We start from the raw sequence: 18,503 nt of genomic DNA, 5'->3' as shown, positions 1-18,503 counted from the left end.
GGAGACACGCCATGTCCGCTCCCGAGCCTTCCGCGCCCGAGTCCGCCACGCGGTCGGGCGGCATCGTCGAATTCGCGGTGCGCCGCCGCGTCACCGTGTTCATGGCGATGCTCACGTTCGTGCTGTTCGGCCTGATCGCGCTGCGCGAACTGAAGGTCAACCTGCTGCCCGACCTCAGCTATCCCACGCTGACCGTTCGCACCGAGTACCCGGGCGCCGCACCCTCGGAAGTGGAAACCCTGATCTCCGAGCCGGCCGAGGAAGCGCTCGGCGTGGTGAAGAACCTGCGCAAGCTGCGCAGCGTGTCGCGCACGGGCCAGAGCGACGTCGTGCTCGAGTTCGCGTGGGGCACGGACATGGACCAGGCCGGCCTCGAGGTGCGCGACAAGATCGAGACGCTGCAGCTTCCGCTGGAAGCCAAGCCGCCGGTGCTGCTGCGCTTCAATCCGTCCACGGAGCCGGTGATGCGCCTCGCGCTCACCGCGAAGAGCACGACCGAAGCCGATTCCATCCGCCGCCTGACGGAGCTGCGCCGCTACGCCGACGAGGACCTGAAGAAGAAGCTCGAGCCGGTCGACGGCGTGGCCGCGGTCAAGGTCGGCGGCGGCCTCGAGGACGAGGTGCAGGTCGAGATCGACCAGCAGAAGCTCGCGCAGCTCGGCCTGTCGATCGACACCGTGATCCAGCGGCTCGGTCAGGAGAATGTCAACGTCTCCGGCGGCCGGCTGGAAGAAGGCACGCAGCGCTACCTCGTGCGTACGGTCAACCAGTTCCGCAGCATCGACGAGATGCGCGACATGCTGGTGACGACTTCGTCGGCGGGCGGCGGGGCGGCGCAGTCGGCCGCCGAGCAGATGGCGCGCGTGGCGGCGGCGACCGGCAACGCGAGCGCGATGGCCGCCGCGGCGTCGGTGCAGAGCGCGTCCTCCGGTGGCGCCACGCCGGCGAACGGCATGCCCGTGCGCCTCAAGGACATCGCGACCGTCCGGCAGGGCTACAAGGAGCGCGAGTCGGTGATCCGCCTCGGCGGCCGCGAGGCGGTCGAGCTGGCGATCTACAAGGAAGGCGACGCGAACACCGTCGCGACCGCCGACGCGATCGACGCGAAGCTCAAGGACATCCGCGAGCGCATGCCCAAGGATGTCGAGCTCACCACCATCGACGACCAGTCGCAGTTCATCCGCAACGCCATCTCGAGCGTCAAGGAGGACGCGGTGATCGGCGGCATCCTGGCCGTGCTGATCATCTTCCTGTTCCTGCGCGACGGCTGGAGCACCTTCGTGGTGGCGCTGTCGCTGCCGGTGTCGATCATCACCACGTTCTTCTTCATGGGCCGGCTGGGCCTGAGCCTCAACGTGATGTCGCTCGGCGGCCTCGCACTGGCGACGGGCCTGGTGGTCGACGACTCGATCGTCGTGCTCGAAAGCATCGCCAAGGCGCGCGAACGCGGGCTGGGCGTGATGCGCGCCGCCATCGAGGGCACGCGCGAGGTCAGCATGGCGGTGGTCGCGTCGACGCTGACGACGATCTCGGTGTTCCTGCCGCTCGTGTTCGTGCAGGGCATCGCCGGGCAGCTGTTCCGCGACCAGGCGCTCACGGTGGCCATCGCGATCGCGATCTCGCTGGTCGTCTCGATGACGTTGATTCCGATGCTCAGCGCGTTCAAGTCGCGCGTCGACGACGGCGTCCGCGAGGAGCCGGCGCCGGAACACGCGGCGGACGTGGCGCTGCTGCGCTCGACCGTGGCGTCGCCGATGAAGCGGGTCGGCAACCGCGCGGCGGGTGCGCTGGCGGTCCTGCTGGCGTTGCCGGTGACGTTCGCGATCGGCGCCTACCGCGTGATCCGCAGTCGGCCGGCGCTGTATCGCTGGCCGTTGGGCTCGGGCATGCGCCCGGCGCTGGCGCTGCTGACGTGGCTGCTGCTGTTGCCGGTGCGGCTCGTCGCGCTGCCGTTCTGGCTGGTCGGGCTGGCGCTGCGCGCGTTCGTCGGGCCGGTGGTCTTCGGGTTGGCGTGGCTGTTCACCCGTCTCTGGCGCGGTGCACGCTTCGTGGTGTCGCCGGTGGCCGGGGCGGCGAGCCGCGGCGCGATGTCGGTCTACGACCGTGCCGAAGCCCGTTACCTGGCGCTGCTGCCGGGTGCGCTGCGCCGGCCGGGCCTCGTGCTCGGCGTCGCCGCGGCGGCATTCGCGCTGACGTTGGCCGCCGTGCCGATGCTGGGCGCGGACCTGATCCCGCAGCTCGCGCAGGATCGTTTCGAGATGACGGTGAAGTTGCCGCCGGGCACGCCGCTGCGCGAGACCGACGCGATCGTCCGCCGCCTGCAGCAGGCCCACGAGAAGGACGACGGCATCCGCGCGATGTTCGGCGTCAGCGGCAGTGGCACGCGCCTGGACGCGAACCCGACGGAAAGCGGCGAGAACATCGGCAAGATCAGCATCGTGATGGCCGACGGTGGCAGCCACGAGGTCGAGGCCGCGGAGACCGAGAAGCTGCGCGCGTCCGTCGCCGGTGTATCGGATGCGCAGGTCGATTTCCGTCGGCCCCAGCTCTTCAGCTTCTCCGCACCACTGGAGATCGAGCTGCGCGGCAGCGACCTCGAGAGCCTGCGCACGGCCGGCGACCGCCTGACCGCGCTGCTGCGCGCGAATCCGCACTACGCCGACGTCAAGTCGACGGTCGAGCAGGGCTTCCCCGAAGTGCAGATCCGCTTCGACCAGGAACGCGCGGCGGCGCTCGGCCTCACCACGCGCCAGATCGCCGATGCGGTGGTGAAGAAGGTGCGCGGCGACGTCGCCACCCGCTACAGCTTCCGCGATCGCAAGATCGACGTTCTCGTCCGCGCCAACGAGAGCGATCGCGCGTCGGTCGACAGCATCCGCCATCTCATCGTCAACCCGGGCAACGGCCGCGCGCCGGTGACGCTGGAGTCCGTGGCGGACGTCGTCTCCACCACCGGGCCGAGCGAGATCCACCGCGCCGACCAGGTGCGCGTGGCGATCGTTTCATCGAACCTGCGCGGCACGGACCTCGGCAGCGCGATCGAGGAAGTGCAGCAGCTCGTGGCCGCGAATCCGCTGGGTACCGACGTGTCGATGCATATCGGCGGGCAGGGCGAGGAGCTCACCGATTCCGTGCGGTCGCTGCTGTTCGCGTTCGGCCTCGCCATCTTCCTCGTCTACCTGGTGATGGCCTCGCAGTTCGAATCGCTGCTGCATCCGTTCGTGATCCTCTTCACCATCCCGCTGGCCATGGTGGGTGCGGTGCTGGCGCTGCTGCTGACGCGGTCGCCCGTCTCGGTGGTGGTGTTCATCGGCCTGATCCTGCTGGTGGGCCTGGTGGTGAAGAACGCGATCATCCTCGTCGACAAGGTCAACCAGCTGCGCGAGGCCGGCGTCGCCAAGCGCGAGGCGCTGGTGGAAGGTGCGCGTTCGCGCCTGCGCCCGATCGCGATGACCACGCTGTGCACGCTGTTCGGCTTCCTGCCGCTGGCGCTCGCCTTCGGCGAGGGTGCCGAGGTGCGTTCGCCGATGGCGATCACGGTCATCGGCGGCCTGCTGGTGTCGACGCTGCTCACGCTGGTGGTGATCCCGGTGGTCTACGACCTGCTGGACCGCCGCGCCGACGAGCACTACGTGCGGCGTGCGCGGCGTGCCGCGGCGCGTGACACCGACCTCGACGGCGCGGAGGCGCAGCCCGCATGAGCGGCATCGCCGAGCTGAGCATCCGCCGCCCCGTCACGGCGATCATGTTCTTCGTGTCGCTGTTCGTGATCGGCCTGATCGCGGCGGTGCGGCTGCCGCTGGAATCGTTCCCGGAGGTGACGTTCCCCGGCATCTTCATCGAGCTGCCTTACACGGGCTCCACGCCGGAGGAAGTCGAGCGCACGGTGCTGCGCCCGTCGGAGGAAGCGCTGTCGACGCTGACGGGGGTCAAGCGCATGGAGTCGAATGCCCGCTCCGAGGGTGCCAGCATCGGCGTGTTCTTCTCCGACTGGAGCCGCGATGTCTCGATCGCGGCGTCGGAAGCGCGCGAGCGCATTGACGCGATCCGCGACGATCTGCCGGACGACCTCAAGCGCTACTTCGTCAACAAGTTCTCGACGACCGACCAGCCGGTGCTGCAGGTCCGCCTCGCGGGTGCGCGCGACCTGACCGGCGCGTACGACATGATCGAGCGCGAGTTCAAGCGCCGCCTCGAGCGCATCCCGGGCGTCGCCCGCGTCGAGGTGTCGGGCGCGGCCCCCAACGAGGTGGAGATCGCGATCGATCCGGACGCGCTCACCTCGCGCGGTGTCGTGCTCAACGAGCTGACCACGCGCCTGCAGGCCGTGAACTTCTCCGTCTCGGGCGGCGAGATCGACGACGGCGGCCGTCGCCTGCGCGTGCAGCCGGTCGGCGAGATCGCCGACCTCGACCAGCTGCGCGCGCTGGTGATCGACGCCAAGGGAACGCGCCTGGGCGACATCGCCGAAATCCGGCTGAAGCCGGCGCGCATGGACTACGGCCGCCGGCTCGACGGGCGTCCGGCCGTCGGCCTCGACGTCTACAAGGAGCGCAGCGCGAACCTGGTCGACGTATCGGCGCGCGCGCTCAAGGAGGTCGAGGCGATCCGCACCGATCCCGCGCTACACGACGTGCAGGTCAAGATCATCCAGAACCAGGGCGAGGACGTGACCAACTCGCTGACCGAACTCGCCGAGGCGGGCGCGATCGGCCTGGTGCTGTCGATTGCCGTGCTGTTCTTCTTCCTGCGCCACTGGCCGTCGACGGCCATGGTGACGCTGGCGATCCCGATCTGCTTCGTGATGACGCTCGGTTTCATGTACTTCGCCGGCGTTTCGCTCAACATCCTGTCGATGATGGGCCTGCTGCTGGCGGTCGGCATGCTGGTCGACAACGCGGTCGTCGTGGTGGAGAGCATCTACCAGGAACGGGAGAAAATGCCCGGCAATCCGGTGATGGCATCGATCGTCGGCACGCGGCACGTCGCTATCGCGCTGTCGGCGGGCACGCTCTGCCACTGCATCGTGTTCCTGCCGAACCTGTTCGGCGAGCGCAACTTCCTCAGCATCTATCTCTCGCAGATCGCGATCACGATCTCGGTGTCGCTGCTGGCGTCGTGGCTCGTGGCGGTCAGCCTGATTCCGATGCTGTCGGCGCGCATGAAGACGCCCCCCGCTGTGCGCAGCCCGAACGGCCTGATCCCGCGACTGCAGCGGCGTTATGCCACGCTGCTGCGCTGGACGCTCGAGCACCGCGGCGCGAGCGTCGCCGGCATTTTCCTGATCATCGCGGTCAGCATCGTGCCGATGATGCTGACGAAGAAGAACATGTTCGGCGGCGACGACGGCGACGAGGTCAGCATCCAGTACCAGTGGAAAGGTGCGTACACGAAGGAGCAGATGTCGGACGAGCTGCTGCGCGTCGAGCACTATCTCGACGCCCGTCGGAAGCCGCTCGGCATCACCCAGCTCTATTCGTACTACAGCGAGCAGGGCGGGGCGTCGACGCGGCTCACGGTGGATACGAAGGTCGTGCCGGACATGAAGGCCTACGTCGAGACGCTTCGCAAGGAGCTGCCGAAGTCGGCGCGCGCGGACCTGACCGTGGGCAACCAGGGCGGCCCGAACGGGGGTCAGCCGGGCCAGAAGGTGCAGGTGCAGCTGGTGGGCGACTCCACGCAGACGCTCGAGGACCTCGGCCGCGACATCGTGCCGATCCTGGCCAAGCGGCCCGAGCTGCGCGACGTGCGGGTGGATACCGGCGACAAGAACAGCGAGCTCGCCGTGCGCGTCGACCGCGAGCGCGCGGCGGCGTTCGGCTTCACCGCGCAGCAGGTCTCGCAGTTCGTCGGGCTGGCCCTGCGTGGCGCGCCGCTGCGCGAGTTCCGTCGCGGCGACACCGAGGTACCGGTGTGGGTGCGCTTCGCCGGCGCCGAGGATTTCGGCGTCGGTGACATCGCGGGCTTCACGGTGCGTGCGCCAGACGGCCGCGCGGTGCCGCTGCTGGCGATGGTCGACGTGGCGGTGCGGCCGTCGGCGTCGCAGATCCAGCGTACGAACCGCCAGACCACGCTGACGATCCAGGCCAGCCTGCCGGACAAGGTCGAGCCGGCCAAGGCGAAGAAGGCGATGGAGGACACGCTGAAGTCCGTGCAAGTCCCGCCGGGCTACAGCTACAGCTTCGACGGCAGCGCCTTCCAGGAGGACGACGAGGCGAGCAAGCAGATGATGTTCAACCTGCTGATCGCGCTGGTGATGATCTACGTGGTGATGGCGGCGGTGTTCGAGTCGCTGCTGTTCCCGTCGGCGATCATGTCCGGCGTGCTGTTCTCGGTGTTCGGCGTGTTCTGGCTGTTCTGGCTCACCGGCACCGAGTTCAACATCATGGCCTTCATCGGCATCCTCGTGCTGATGGGCGTGGTGGTGAACAACGGCATCGTGATGATCGAGCACATCAACAACCTGCGCCGCCGCGGCCTGTCGCGCACGGAGGCACTGGTCGAGGGCAGCCGCGAGCGCCTGCGGCCGATCCTCATGACGATGGGCACGGCGATCCTCGCCATGGTGCCGATCGCGATCGGCAACACGCAGATGGCCGGCAACGGGCCCCCGTACTACCCGATGGCGCGTGCGATCGCGGGCGGGCTGGCGTTCTCGACCGTCGTCAGCCTGCTGTTCCTGCCGACGGTCTACGCGATCCTGGACGACCTGCGCGGCGCGACGTCGCGCCTGTTTCGGCGCGCGCGGGGGTTGCCGGCCGTGCCCGCCGCGGCAGCGACGGCCTGAGAAACGAAAAAGGGGCCCTCGGGCCCCTTTCTTTTTCTGCGGGCGGCCCGTCAGCGCGCGAGCGTGCCGATGATCCGCGCGATGGCGATCCACTCGCCCGCCATCGTGCCGAAATTGGTCAGGATGAAGACGAGCAGGGTGCGTGCGACGCGGTTGCGGTACCACCCGCGCAGCGTGCGCACGTCATCGCGAAGGCGGATGAAGTCGGCGTAGGTGGGCTTGCGGATGCGTGCTTCCACCAACGCGCTGACCGCGCCCGCCGGGATCGCGGGACGGAACGGCTTGAACGGCGCGACGACCGCGCCCGCGAGCACGCTGAGCGGATGGCCGCCCGCGAGCAGCGCGCCGACGGCGGCGAGCACGCTCGTCGCCACGAGCCATTGCACGAGCACGCCGGACGCCAGCTTCAGGCCGCCGCTCTGGAAGCCCCAGGCCATGCCGCCGAGCAGCAGCGCGCCGATCAGCAGCGTGAACCACGGCACCTTGCGCTTCTTCGGCACCGCTTCCAACGCCGCATGCAGGGACACCGGGTCGTCGTGCTGCTCGGTGAGCTCGCGCGAAAGGCCGGCCAGGTGGCCCGCGCCGACGACCGCGAGCACGTTGCGCGGCGCGGGACTGGCCGCGCCCGCCGTGCGAAGCCCCGCAGCCATGTAGCGGTCGCGCTCGGCGATCACCGTCTCGTAGAGCTCGGGGCTGTGGCTCGCGAACTCCGCGAAACTCGACTCCAGGATGTCGCCTTCCTTGAGCTTTTCGATCTCGTGTTCCGGCACTTCGTCGCTGGCGATCAGTGACGCGGCCAGGCCACCGCCGAGCTTGATCCGCTTCCACCAACCCAGCCGGCTCGCCGCGCGACGGACCGTCAGTCCCACGTCGCGGTCGATCAGCGACACGGGCAGCTCGCGCTCGCGTGCGTCCAGCACCGCCTGCTTCAGCTCCGCGCCGGGTTCGATGCCCAGCTGCTCGGCGAGGCGGCGCTGGTAGGCGGCCAGGGCGAGGTTGGCGGCGAACATCGCGGTGCGGCCGGTGCGGATCACCTCGACGAGGTCGAGCTTGCCCATCGCTTCCGGCTCGACGAGGGCCTGCATCCGCGCGCTGTCGAGTTCGACGGCGACGTGGTCGTAATCGCCGGAGGCGATGGCGGCGCGCACGGCGTCGACGCTGGCCTTCGAGACGTGGGCGGTGCCCAGCAGCGTGTAACGCACGCCGTCGCGCTCGACGATCGCGTGCGGCTGGCCGGCCAGCGCGTCGGAAGTGGTGGGCATCGGATCCATGTCGACCTGCAGGAAAGGCGGCACCGTCGGTGTCGCGACGGGGCAGGGTAGGGAGTCAGTCCGCGTCCGGCAATGGCGCCGCGGCGGGGGGCGACGTATCGCCGGCGCCGAGGGCGCGCACCATCTGCACGTTCTCGAGCCAGCGCCCGTGTTTGAAGCCGAGTCCGGCGAAGCGTGCGGCCACGCTGAAACCGGCACGTTCGTGGAGTGCGATCGACGCCGCGTTGCCGCCGTCGCCGATCACCGCGATCATGCGGCGGTAACCTAGGGCCGTGCAGCGCCCGATCAGCGCATCGAGCAGGCGGCCGCCGAGTCCACGACCGCGGAAGGCGGCATCGACGTACACGCTGTCCTCGACGACCCACCGGTAACCCTCGCGCGTGCGGTAGGCGCTCCCATACGCGAAGCCGCCGACCCGGCCGTCGACGTCGGCGACGAGGTAGGGATAACCGCCGTCGCGGATCGCCGTGAAGCGACGGGCGAACTCGCGGGCGTCCGGCGGCGTGTATTCGCAGGACGCGGTGCCGTGCGCCACCTCGTGCGCATAGATGCGCGCCAGCGCCGGCACGTCGTCCGGCGTGGCGCGGCGAACGCGCGCGGTGGCGTCAATCGCGATAGCGCTTGAGCAGGTCGCCGTAGGCATCGATGCGGCGGTCGCGCAGGAAGGGCCAGATGCGACGGACATCCTCGCTGCGGCGAAGGTCGACCTCCGCCATCAGCACTTCGGGACGCTCGATGGACGCTTCCGCGAGGAACTCGCCCTGCGGCCCGAGCACGTGGCTCGAGCCCCAGAAGTCGATGCCGCTGCGGCCGATGGGCGAGGGCTCGTGGCCGACACGGTTGCAGGACAGCACGGGCAGCCCGTTGGCGACCGCGTGCCCGCGATGCGACAGGATCCACGCGCCGCGCTGGCGGTCCTTCTCGTCCTGCTCGTCGTTCGGATCCCAGCCGATCGCCGTCGGGTACAGCAGCATCTCCGCGCCGGCCAGCGCCATCAGGCGCGCGCCTTCCGGATACCACTGGTCCCAGCAGACCATCACGCCGAGGCGGCCGACCGACGTGTCGATCGGATGGAAACCCAGGTCGCCCGGCGTGAAATAGAACTTCTCGTTGAAGCCCGGATCGTCGGGGATGTGCATCTTGCGGTACTTGCCGGCGAGCGAGCCGTCGGCATCGAGCACCACCGCGGTGTTGTGGTACAGACCCGGGCCGCGGCGCTCGAACAGCGAGCCGACGATCACGACGCCGTGCTGCTTCGCGAGTGCGGACAGGCGCTCGGTCGTCGGGCCGGGGATCGGCTCGGCGGACTCGAATTCGTCGACGCACTGGTGCTGGCAGAAGTACGCGCCGTTGTGCAGCTCCTGCAGCAGCACGAGCCTGGCGCCGTTGCCGGCGGCCTCGCCGATGCGCTGCGCGATCACGTCCAGGTTGGCCTCGGCCGTGCCGTGGTTCGACTCCTGGACGAGTGCGACCGGCAGCACCTTCTTCTTCGACATCACACCACTCCTTCGGGCAGCTGCATGGTCAGGCAGTGCAGGCTGCCGTTCTGCCAGATCAGCGCACGGCACGGGACCATGACGATCTCGCGATCGGGGAACGCCTGCTGCAGCACCGCCTGCGCACGCGCGTCGGCGTCATCGCCGTACGAGGGCGCGAGCACCGCGCCGTTGACGATCAGGAAGTTCGCATAGCTCGCGGCCAGCCGGCGGCCCTGATCGAGGATCGGCCGCGCCCAGGGCAGTTCGAACAGGCGGTACGGCGCGCCGGCCTTCGTGCGCAGCGCGGCGAGTTCGTCGGCCATCGCGCGCAGGTGCGGGTAATGGGAATCGGACGGATCGTCGCAGCCCTGGAAGACGATCGAGTCGACGGACGCGAAGCGCGCGAGCGTGTCGATATGCGCATCCGTGTCGTCGCCCTCGAGGAAGCCGTGGTCGAGCCAGAGCACGCGGTCCTGCGCCAGCCAGTCGGCGAGCTTGGCCGACAGCTCTTCGCGCGACGCATCGGGATGGCGCTGGTTGAGGCACTCCCACGTGGTGAGCAGCGTGCCGTCGCCATCGCTGTCGATCGCGCCGCCTTCGAGCGCGAAGGGGATCGACGTGCGCTCGGCGCGCGCGAACAGCCCGCGGGCTTGCAGCGCCTCGACCAGCGCGTCGTCGCGGCTCGCCTCGAACTTGCCGCCCCAGCCCGTGAACCGGAAATCCAGCAGGCGGAAACCGTGGGCCGTGCGCAAGGTGATCGGGCCCGAGTCGCGCAACCAGGTGTCGTCGTAGTCGGCGCGGACGAAGCGTACGCGGCCCAGGTCGACGCCACCGGCGGCGAGCAGCGCGCCGGCGTGTGCCTGCAGCGCCTCGTCGGCGACGCAGATCACCGCCTGCTCGAAGCGCGTGATCGCCGCGGCCAGCGCGACGTAGGTGGTCTCGACTTCGGAAAGGCGGTCGGCCCAGTCGGTGCCGGCGTGCGGCCAGGCGAGGAGGACGGCGGACTGCGGCTCCCACTCGGCGGGGAGCCGTGCATCGGTTCGGGACATCGTGCTTCCTGTCAGCGGATCGGCGGCTTGGGCCCGATCTCGGTGGGGACGGCCTTGTTGGCGACGGCGTCGACGACCCGGCCGCGTTCGAAATACACGGTGAACGCCGGGTAGACCCAGCGCTGGATCGTCGGCCACTGCCGCTTCTGGCCGCCGGCGGGCTGGAGCCGGTCGGTCGGCGCGCCGAAGCGCTTTTCGACGTCGGCCACCCGCATGCCGCGGGCGGGCATCGCGCCGGTCTCCTGCTTCACCCGGTCGATGAGCAGCGTTTCAGCGTGGACGGTGCCGGCGCAGAGGGCCAGGGCGGCGGCGGCCAGGACGGTGCGGACCATGGTGTCTCTCCTCGGGCGTCGCCCGGTTCGGGTGAAGCCGCGATTGTATGCAGCGGCCGGATTGTCCGGGCGGGCACGGCTGGCCGCGGTGAACGCCGCCCGCGAAACGCGAGAAGCCGCCTTTCGGCGGCTTCTCGGCGAACCGGCTGGAGCCGAGCGCTTAGCGCTGGCGAGCCTTGAAACGCGGGTTCGACTTGCAGATCACGAAGACCTTGCCGCGGCGGCGGACGACCTTGCAGTCACGGTGACGGGCCTTCGCCGACTTCAGGGAGGACAGGACCTTCATGAGAAAAACCTCGGCAAAAGAGAATGAGCGGGCGAACGAAGCCGCGCATTATAGCGGCCTAACATTTTGATAATCAACGGGTTGGACTCGTGCCCCGGACGGCCCATCCCCGATGGGCATTTCCGGCAGCCGCGGGCGACAATGACCGGATGGACCCCACCGCCCCCGTGCTCACCATCGACGGCCCTTCCGGTTCCGGAAAGGGCACGATCAGTCGCCTCGTCGCCCAGCGCCTGGGCTGGCACTACCTAGATTCGGGCGCGCTGTATCGCGCCGTCGGCGTGGCTGCCGGCTGGGCCGACCTCGACCTGAGCGACCCCGGCGCCCTGGTCCGCTGCTGCTTCGACAGCCACATCGAGTTCGTAGAGGTGCCGGGCCAGGAACTCCGCATCCTCGTCAACGGCCGGGACGCGACCGATGAGATCCGCACGGAAACGGCCGGTGCGGCCGCCTCCGCGATCGCCGCGATCCCCGAGGTCCGCACCGCACTCAAGGAGCGCCAGCGCATCTTCCGGCAGCCCCCTGGGCTGGTCGCCGACGGCCGCGACATGGGCACCGTGATCTTCCCCGACGCGGCGACCAAGGTCTTCCTCACCGCCAGCGCCGAGGAACGGGCCGAGCGGCGGTATAAGCAGTTGAAGGAAAAGGGCATTTCGGTTAACTTGGGCGATCTGCTGCGGGAGATTCTCGCCCGCGACGCCCGCGATGCCTCTCGCGCGGTGGCCCCACTGCGACCGGCCGACGACGCCGTCTGCATTGATACCACCGGCACCGGGATCGAAGCGGTGGTCGAACGCGTGCTGTCCCTGGTCAAGCGCTAGCCGTTCACGGCGGCGCCCGGAGTCGCTTCCGGACCGGGGCGCATCGTCCGTCCGGCAGAACCGGCCCGTCGCCCTCCGCGACGGATATCCAACCGCACGGTGCGCGTTCCTTCGCACCACTCAACGGGTGGGCCGTACATCGGTGCGTCGATCCTGCGGGAACGCACGTGCACGGCCTGTGTGTCCAACAGAGCAATACTCCAATGACCGAATCATTTGCCGAACTGTTTGAAGCCAGCCAGACCAATCTGGCGAAGCTGAAGCCGGGCTCCATCGTCACCGGTATCGTCGTGGAAGTCCGCGGCGACGTCGTCGTGATCAACGCCGGCCTCAAGTCCGAGGGCATCGTGCCCATCGAGCAGTTCCGGAACGACGCCGGCGAGATCGACGTGGGCGTGGGCGACGAAGTCAAGGTCGCCCTCGACTCGATCGAGAACGGCTTCGGCGAAACCGTCCTGTCGCGCGAGAAGGCCAAGCGCGCCATGGTGTGGGACGAGCTCGAGCAGGCGCTCGAGAAGAACGAGACGATCACCGGCCGCATCAGCGGCAAGGTCAAGGGCGGCTTCACCGTCGACATCAAGGACGTGCGCGGCTTCCTGCCGGGCTCGCTGGTCGACGTGCGCCCGGTGCGCGATTCGAGCTACCTCGAGGGCAAGGAACTCGAGTTCAAGCTCATCAAGCTCGATCGCAAGCGCAACAACATCGTGGTCTCGCGCCGCGCCGTCGTCGAAAGCGAGCACTCGGAAGAGCGCGAGCAGCTGATGGAGAAGCTGGTCGAGGGCGCCGTGCTCAAGGGCGTCGTCAAGAACCTCACCGATTACGGTGCGTTCGTCGACCTCGGCGGCATCGACGGCCTGCTGCACATCACCGACATGGCGTGGAAGCGCGTGCGCCATCCGTCGGAAGTGGTGGAAGTCGGCCAGGAGCTCGACGTCCGCGTGCTCAAGTACGACCGCGAGCGCAACCGCGTCTCGCTCGGCCTGAAGCAGCTCGGCGAGGATCCGTGGGACAACATCGCCCGTCGCTACCCGGCCAACAGCCGCGTGTTCGGCAAGGTCTCGAACGTCACCGATTACGGCGCGTTCGTCGAGATCGAGCCGGGCGTCGAGGGTCTGGTGCACGTGTCCGAGATGGACTGGACCAACAAGAACGTCAACCCGTCCAAGATCGTGCAGGTCGGTGACGACGTCGAGGTGATGGTGCTGGACGTCGATGAAGACCGTCGCCGCATCTCGCTGGGCATGAAGCAGGTCACGTCGAACCCGTGGGAGACCTTCGCGGCCATCCACCGCAAGGGCGACAAGGTCGAAGGCCAGGTCAAGTCGATCACCGACTTCGGCATCTTCATCGGCCTGGACGGCGGCATCGACGGCCTCGTGCACCTGTCCGACATCTCGTGGAATACCACGGGCGAGGACGTGGTCCGCAACTACAAGAAGGGCGACACGGTCGAAGCCGTCGTCCTGGCGGTGGATCCGGAGCGCGAGCGCATCAGCCTCGGCATCAAGCAGATGGAGCAGGACCCGATGGGTTCGTTCGTCGCCACCAACTCGCGCGGCTCGATCGTGCGCGGCACGGTGACGAACGTGGACGCGAAGGGTGCGACCGTCGAGCTGTCGGACGGCGTCGAGGGCTACATCCAGGCCCGCGACATCGCCCGCGAGCGCGTCGACGACGCGACCACGCGCCTGAAGGTCGGCGACCAGGTCGAAGCCAAGATCATCGGCAACGATCGCAAGTCGCGCCAGATGCAGCTGTCGATCAAGGCGAAGGACTACGCGGAAGAGAGCGAGGCGGTGGCGGACTACAACCGCCAGTCGTCGGAAGCGGCCGCTGGCAACATGAGCCTCGGTGCGCTGCTTCGCGAGCAGCTGAGCAAGAAGGGCGAGTAATCGCTTCGCGGTAAACCGGGACGGCCCGGCCCTGTCGGGCCGTCCTTTTTTATGCGGGACGATCGCGTCCCGACGAATTCAAAGCAGACTGCAGGCGTCGCGGGTTCCCAGCGTCCATGACCAAGTCCGAGCTCATCGAGATCCTCGCCCAGCGGCAGGCGCACCTGAAGTCCGAAGACGTCGAGCTGGCGGTGAAGTCGCTGCTGGACATGATGAGCGGCTCGCTGTCGGGTGGAGAGCGCATCGAGATTCGCGGTTTCGGCAGCTTCTGCCTGCATTACCGGCCACCGCGCGTGGGCCGCAATCCCAAGACCGGCGAGTCGGTCGCACTGCGCGGCAAGCACGTGCCGCATTTCAAGCCGGGCAAGGAACTGCGCGAGCGCGTGAGCGGCGCGCAGCCGATCGACGAGGACGGCTGACGTCCCGCGAGCCGCAACGGCTTGCCTTCACCTACCGGGCTGGGCCAACCTCCCGCCGATATCGACGGAGCCCGCGATGGCGTTCATCACCGAATGGCTGTGGTTCTTCCTGCTGCTGCCGCTGGCGGCCCTGTCGGGTTGGGTGATCGGTCGGCGCGGCGGAAAGCTGCACAGCGAGAACCAGGTCAGCCGGCTGTCGACGACCTATTTCCGCGGCCTGAACTACCTGCTCAACGAACAGCCTGACAAGGCGATCGAGCTGTTCCTGCACATCGCGGAACTGGACAAGGACACCTTCGAGACGCAGGTCGCGCTCGGTCATCTGTTCCGCCGCCGCGGCGAGGTCGACCGCGCGATCCGGCTGCACCAGTCGCTCGTGCAGCGCAACGACCTCACCGACGTGCAGCGCATCCAGGCGCTCCTCGCGCTGGGCGAGGACTACATGAAGTCCGGCCTGCTCGATCGCGCCGAGACCGTCTTCAGCGAGCTGGTCGCGCTCGATCTGTCGCCGCTCGCGCTGCGCCACCTGATCGGCATCTACCAGGCCGAGCGCGACTGGGCCAAGGCGATCGAGAACGCGCTGCGCTTCGAGGAGGCCACTGGTGAGCCGATGGGCAAGCTCGTCGCGCACTTCGAGTGCGAACTGGCCGACCGGCATCGCGCGGCAGGGGATGTCGACGCCGCGCGCGCGGCGGTGGCACGGGCGTACGCGGCCGACGCCAACTCCGTGCGCGCCGGCATGCTGGAGGGGCGCATCGAGCTCGAGGCCGGCCACCACGCCGCGGCGGTACGTTCGTTCGAGCGCGTCGCACGCAGCGACCCCGATTACCTGCCCGAAGTGATGGCGCCTCTGTTGGAGTGCTACGAGGCGACGGGCGACGTACCCGGCGCGCGCAGCTTCCTCGCGGAGATGTGCGAGCACTACCGCGGCATCGCGCCCGTGCTCGCGCTCACCCGCATGATCGAGCGGGAGGAGGGCGTCGCCGCGGCGCGCGCGTACCTCGCGAAGGAGCTGAAGGATCGACCGTCGGTTCGCGGCGAGGCCGCCCTCATCGAGCTCTCGCTCGCCGAGCAGGCCGATTCGACGGCCACGCTGGTCGATCTCAAGCACATCACCGACCAGTTGCTGGTGCGCAATCCGAGTTACCGCTGCACGCGCTGCGGTTTCGGCGCCCGCAGCCACCACTGGCAGTGTCCCAGCTGCAAGGAGTGGGGCTCGGTGAAGCCGCTGCTCAATTACGCGGTCGTGTGACGAACGTCGCCGCGTTCCTCGCGGTAGCGGTCGTCTCGGCTGCCGGCACGGCGGCCGCGCGGGCCTATGCCTTGCGCCGGCGCCTGGTCGACGAGCCGGGCGAGCGCCGCAGCCATGCCGTCGCCACGCCCAGGGGCGGCGGCGCAGGACCCGTCGCGGCATTGCTCCTCTGGTTCGCCGTGGCGCAGCCGGCGGGTGCCCCGACGTGGTGGGTGGCGGCGGCACTGGCCGGCGTCGCGCTGATCGGCGCCTGGGACGACCACGCTTCGTTGCCCGTCTCTTGGCGCTTGATCGTGCATGTGCTCGCCAGTCTCGCGGTGGCGGCGGCGACCGTCGACGTGGAAACCCGACCGTGGGCATTCTTCGCCATCGCCGCGGGCGGGGTGGTGCTCGTCAACGTCTGGAATTTCATGGATGGCATCGACGGCATCGCGACGTCGCAGGCGGTCATCGCCGCGATCGCGATCGGTTTGGCGTCCCCGGCAGCGCACGATGCGTCGTTCGCGCTGGCTGCCGCCTGCATCGCCTTCCTGCCCTTCAATTTCCCGCGCGCGCGGATCTTCCTTGGCGACGTGGGCAGCGGTGCACTGGGGCTGGCGATCGGGTGGATCGTCGCGACGGCATCGGTCCACGCGGCCGACGCGGGCGACTGGCTGCTTCCCGCACTGCCGATTTCCGCCTTCCTGGTCGATGCCACCCTGACCCTGCTTCGCCGCATGCTCCGTCGCGAACGCTGGTGGGAGCCGCATACGCAGCATCTGTACCAGGGACTTGCACGCCGGTACGGGCATGTCAGGGTGACGCTGGCGTATGCCGGATGGTCCATCCTCGCGGCGCTTGCGGCGTTGGCGGTGCAGCCTTACGGCGCGGCATTTACGATGGGCTCCGTCGTGCTGTGCTATATGGGCGCGGCATTGCTGTGGCTCGTGCTGCAGCATCAGGTCGCAGCGGAACGCGACGCGTCGGCAACGAGGGATCCATGAGCCCATTGCTGTCCCCCTGGCAAGCACGCTTGCCCCGCATCGCGGTCGTGGCGCACGACCTCGCCATGGTGTGGCTGGTCTGGTACGGCCTGCACTGGATGCGCTACGCGGTGGAACCGTCGGCGCCGGACCTGCGCCTGTGGTCGGTTCAGACCTTCATCGTGCTCTCGGTGCAGGCGATCGTGTTCTGGCGGGTCGGCCTGTATCGGGGCCTGTGGCGCTTCGCCAGCGTTCCGGATCTCTGGAACATCCTCAAGGCGTCGGTCGTCGGCGTTCTCGGGGTCATGCTCGGGCTGTTCCTGTACGACCGCATGGACTCGGTGCCCCGCGCGGTCCTCGTGCTCTATCCGATCGTGCTGGCAGCGATGCTCGGCGCGCCGCGGCTCGTTTACCGCGCCTGGAAGGACGCGCAGTCCGACCGCAAGCGCGCGTCGTCCACGCGTGTGCTCGTGTTGGGCGCAGGCCAGGCCGGCGAGGCGCTCGTGCGCGACCTCCGTCGCTTCGGCACCTACCAGCCGGTCGGCTTCCTCGACGACGCGCCGCGGCTGCGTGGGTCCAAGATGCATGGCGTGCCGGTGCTCGGGCGCATCGAAGAGCTGCCGGAGATCGCGCGCGAGACCGCGGCCCAGCTGGTGGTGATCGCGGTGCCGTCGGCGGACGCGACCGCGCTCCAGCAGATCGTGGGCATCTGCGAGCGCAGCGGGCTGCCGTTCCGGATGGTGCCGCGACTGCAGGACGTCCTCGAGGGGCGCTCCCTCCCGGGCGAACTCAAGGAAGTCGCGATCGAGGATCTGCTTGGCCGCAAGCCCGTGCTGCCGGACTGGAAGGCGATCCGCGCCTGGCTCGGCGGCCGCTCGGTCATGGTGACAGGCGCCGGCGGTTCCATCGGCGCAGAACTCTGTCGTCAGTGCGCGCGGCACGGCGCTCGCCGCATCGCGCTGGTCGAAATCGACGAGCTCGCGCTGATGACCACCGAGTCGGCGCTGCGCCGCGACTTCCCCGAGATCGAGGTGATGCCGATCCTCGGCGATTGCGGCGATCGCGCCGTCGTCGACTTCGCCATACGCCGCGCGATGCCGGAGGCGGTCTTCCATGCCGCCGCCTACAAGCAGGTGCCGGTGCTCGAAGCGCAGTTGCGCGAAGCGGTGCGTAACAACGTGCTGGCGACGCATACCGTGGCCCGCGCCTGTCGCGACGCCTCCGTCGGCACGTTCGTCCTCATCTCCACGGACAAGGCGGTCGACCCGGTCAACGTGCTCGGTGCGACCAAGCGCATGGCGGAAATGGTCTGCCAGGCGCTCGCCGACTGTCCGACGCGCTTCGTCACCGTGCGCTTCGGCAACGTGCTGGATTCGGCGGGCAGCGTGGTGCCGCTGTTCCGCGAGCAGATCCGCGCGGGCGGGCCGGTGACGGTCACCGACCCGGAGGTCACCCGGTTCTTCATGACCATCCCCGAGGCCTGCCAGCTGATCCTGCAGGCCTCCGCGATCGGCACGCACGAGGCGGTGTACACCCTCGACATGGGCGACCCGGTGCCGATCCGCCTGCTCGCCGAGCAGATGATCCGCCTGGCTGGCAAGCAGCCCGGGCGCGACGTCGCGATCGTGTACACCGGTTTGCGGCCGGGCGAGAAACTGCACGAGACGCTCTTCCACGCGGACGAGCGCTACCGCCCGACGCAGCATCCGAAAATCCTGCAGGCCGAGCCGCGCGGCGTTGCCGCCACGCAGATCTTCGAGCAGCTCGCGCAGTGCCTCGATGCATGCTCGCGCTACGACCTGGAACAGCTCGCGCGCCTCCTGCGCGAGGCCGTGCCCGAATTCGAACCGCTCGACGCCCGCGAGCAGCGGGCCACGACGGCGACGGTCGTCGCATTTCCTGCACGACTGTCCCGGAAAATCTGATGGATTCCGGCTCCCCGACTCCGACATCG

The 18,503-nt window shown here is 68.9% G+C and carries 14 protein-coding genes; 8 read left to right on the top strand and 6 right to left on the bottom strand.

What is annotated here, in order from left to right:
* Positions 1-11 precede the first annotated feature (11 nt).
* Together E4F61_RS03885 and E4F61_RS03880 are read left to right on the top strand one after the other, a co-directional pair.
* Positions 12-3,701, top strand: coding sequence for an efflux RND transporter permease subunit (locus tag E4F61_RS03885; protein ID WP_133478357.1), 3,690 nt, complete (start codon positions 12-14; stop codon positions 3,699-3,701).
* On the top strand, positions 3,698-6,787 hold the full coding sequence (locus E4F61_RS03880) for an efflux RND transporter permease subunit (RefSeq protein WP_133478356.1): 3,090 nt from the start codon (positions 3,698-3,700) through the stop codon (positions 6,785-6,787). The genes E4F61_RS03885 and E4F61_RS03880 overlap by 4 nt, the downstream gene beginning before the upstream one ends.
* Positions 6,788-6,837: 50 nt before the next feature.
* On the opposite strand, the gene E4F61_RS03875 is transcribed toward E4F61_RS03880, so the two are convergent.
* The 6 genes from E4F61_RS03875 to ykgO all read right to left on the bottom strand — a co-directional run bounded on the left by E4F61_RS03875 (position 6,838) and on the right by ykgO (position 11,203).
* Entirely contained in the window at positions 6,838-8,058 is a 1,221-nt protein-coding gene (locus E4F61_RS03875; RefSeq protein WP_133478355.1) for a TraB/GumN family protein, read from the bottom strand.
* A gap of 55 nt (positions 8,059-8,113) precedes the next feature.
* Positions 8,114-8,701: a GNAT family N-acetyltransferase gene (locus tag E4F61_RS03870; RefSeq protein ID WP_133478354.1), complete on the bottom strand. Its 588-nt coding sequence runs from the start codon at positions 8,699-8,701 to the stop codon at positions 8,114-8,116.
* Positions 8,664-9,554, bottom strand: coding sequence for a carbon-nitrogen hydrolase (locus E4F61_RS03865; protein WP_133478353.1), 891 nt, complete (start codon positions 9,552-9,554; stop codon positions 8,664-8,666). The genes E4F61_RS03870 and E4F61_RS03865 overlap by 38 nt, the downstream gene beginning before the upstream one ends.
* Positions 9,554-10,585, bottom strand: a complete 1,032-nt coding sequence (locus E4F61_RS03860) for an agmatine deiminase family protein (protein WP_133478352.1) — start codon at positions 10,583-10,585, stop codon at positions 9,554-9,556. The genes E4F61_RS03865 and E4F61_RS03860 overlap by 1 nt, the downstream gene beginning before the upstream one ends.
* Positions 10,586-10,596: 11 nt before the next feature.
* Entirely contained in the window at positions 10,597-10,917 is a 321-nt protein-coding gene (locus tag E4F61_RS03855; protein WP_133478351.1) for a hypothetical protein, read from the bottom strand.
* 160 nt (positions 10,918-11,077) lie between these two features.
* Positions 11,078-11,203 (bottom strand): type B 50S ribosomal protein L36, encoded by a 126-nt coding sequence (gene ykgO, locus E4F61_RS03850; RefSeq protein ID WP_010342887.1) that lies wholly within the window; start codon positions 11,201-11,203, stop codon positions 11,078-11,080.
* A 149-nt stretch (positions 11,204-11,352) separates the two neighbouring features.
* Here ykgO and cmk point away from each other — a divergent pair, with 149 nt between their 5' ends.
* The 6 genes from cmk (at position 11,353) to E4F61_RS03820 (ending at position 18,474) form a co-directional block, all read left to right on the top strand.
* Positions 11,353-12,024 (top strand): (d)CMP kinase, encoded by a 672-nt coding sequence (gene cmk, locus E4F61_RS03845; protein ID WP_133478350.1) that lies wholly within the window; start codon positions 11,353-11,355, stop codon positions 12,022-12,024.
* A 203-nt stretch (positions 12,025-12,227) separates the two neighbouring features.
* Positions 12,228-13,916: a 30S ribosomal protein S1 gene (rpsA, locus tag E4F61_RS03840; RefSeq protein WP_133478349.1), complete on the top strand. Its 1,689-nt coding sequence runs from the start codon at positions 12,228-12,230 to the stop codon at positions 13,914-13,916.
* 116 nt (positions 13,917-14,032) lie between these two features.
* Positions 14,033-14,335 (top strand): integration host factor subunit beta, encoded by a 303-nt coding sequence (locus E4F61_RS03835; protein WP_133478348.1) that lies wholly within the window; start codon positions 14,033-14,035, stop codon positions 14,333-14,335.
* A gap of 76 nt (positions 14,336-14,411) precedes the next feature.
* On the top strand, positions 14,412-15,587 hold the full coding sequence (gene lapB / locus E4F61_RS03830; RefSeq protein WP_133478347.1) for a lipopolysaccharide assembly protein LapB: 1,176 nt from the start codon (positions 14,412-14,414) through the stop codon (positions 15,585-15,587).
* Entirely contained in the window at positions 15,584-16,570 is a 987-nt protein-coding gene (locus tag E4F61_RS03825; protein WP_162301394.1) for an MraY family glycosyltransferase, read from the top strand. The genes lapB and E4F61_RS03825 overlap by 4 nt, the downstream gene beginning before the upstream one ends.
* Positions 16,567-18,474: a polysaccharide biosynthesis protein gene (locus E4F61_RS03820; RefSeq protein WP_238382793.1), complete on the top strand. Its 1,908-nt coding sequence runs from the start codon at positions 16,567-16,569 to the stop codon at positions 18,472-18,474. The genes E4F61_RS03825 and E4F61_RS03820 overlap by 4 nt, the downstream gene beginning before the upstream one ends.
* Positions 18,475-18,503 lie beyond the last annotated feature (29 nt).

Origin of the sequence: Cognatilysobacter segetis, assembly GCF_004359965.1 — a bacterium.
Lineage (GTDB): Bacteria > Pseudomonadota > Gammaproteobacteria > Xanthomonadales > Xanthomonadaceae > Cognatilysobacter > Cognatilysobacter segetis.
This window is presented reverse-complemented; position numbering and strand designations above follow the sequence as displayed.

Excerpts from the sequence above, each read along its gene's own strand:
- E4F61_RS03880 (WP_133478356.1), top strand. The coding sequence starts at position 3,698 with ATGAGCGGCATCGCCGAGCTGAGCATCCGCCGCCCCGTCACGGCGATC.
- E4F61_RS03820 (WP_238382793.1), top strand. The coding sequence starts at position 16,567 with ATGAGCCCATTGCTGTCCCCCTGGCAAGCACGCTTGCCCCGCATCGCG.
- E4F61_RS03835 (WP_133478348.1), top strand. The coding sequence starts at position 14,033 with ATGACCAAGTCCGAGCTCATCGAGATCCTCGCCCAGCGGCAGGCGCAC.
- ykgO (WP_010342887.1), bottom strand. The coding sequence starts at position 11,203 with ATGAAGGTCCTGTCCTCCCTGAAGTCGGCGAAGGCCCGTCACCGTGAC.
- cmk (WP_133478350.1), top strand. The coding sequence starts at position 11,353 with ATGGACCCCACCGCCCCCGTGCTCACCATCGACGGCCCTTCCGGTTCC.
- E4F61_RS03885 (WP_133478357.1), top strand. The coding sequence starts at position 12 with ATGTCCGCTCCCGAGCCTTCCGCGCCCGAGTCCGCCACGCGGTCGGGC.
- E4F61_RS03875 (WP_133478355.1), bottom strand. The coding sequence starts at position 8,058 with ATGGATCCGATGCCCACCACTTCCGACGCGCTGGCCGGCCAGCCGCAC.
- rpsA (WP_133478349.1), top strand. The coding sequence starts at position 12,228 with ATGACCGAATCATTTGCCGAACTGTTTGAAGCCAGCCAGACCAATCTG.
- lapB (WP_133478347.1), top strand. The coding sequence starts at position 14,412 with ATGGCGTTCATCACCGAATGGCTGTGGTTCTTCCTGCTGCTGCCGCTG.
- E4F61_RS03855 (WP_133478351.1), bottom strand. The coding sequence starts at position 10,917 with ATGGTCCGCACCGTCCTGGCCGCCGCCGCCCTGGCCCTCTGCGCCGGC.
- E4F61_RS03865 (WP_133478353.1), bottom strand. The coding sequence starts at position 9,554 with ATGTCGAAGAAGAAGGTGCTGCCGGTCGCACTCGTCCAGGAGTCGAAC.
- E4F61_RS03860 (WP_133478352.1), bottom strand. The coding sequence starts at position 10,585 with ATGTCCCGAACCGATGCACGGCTCCCCGCCGAGTGGGAGCCGCAGTCC.
- E4F61_RS03870 (WP_133478354.1), bottom strand. The coding sequence starts at position 8,701 with ATGCCTACGGCGACCTGCTCAAGCGCTATCGCGATTGACGCCACCGCG.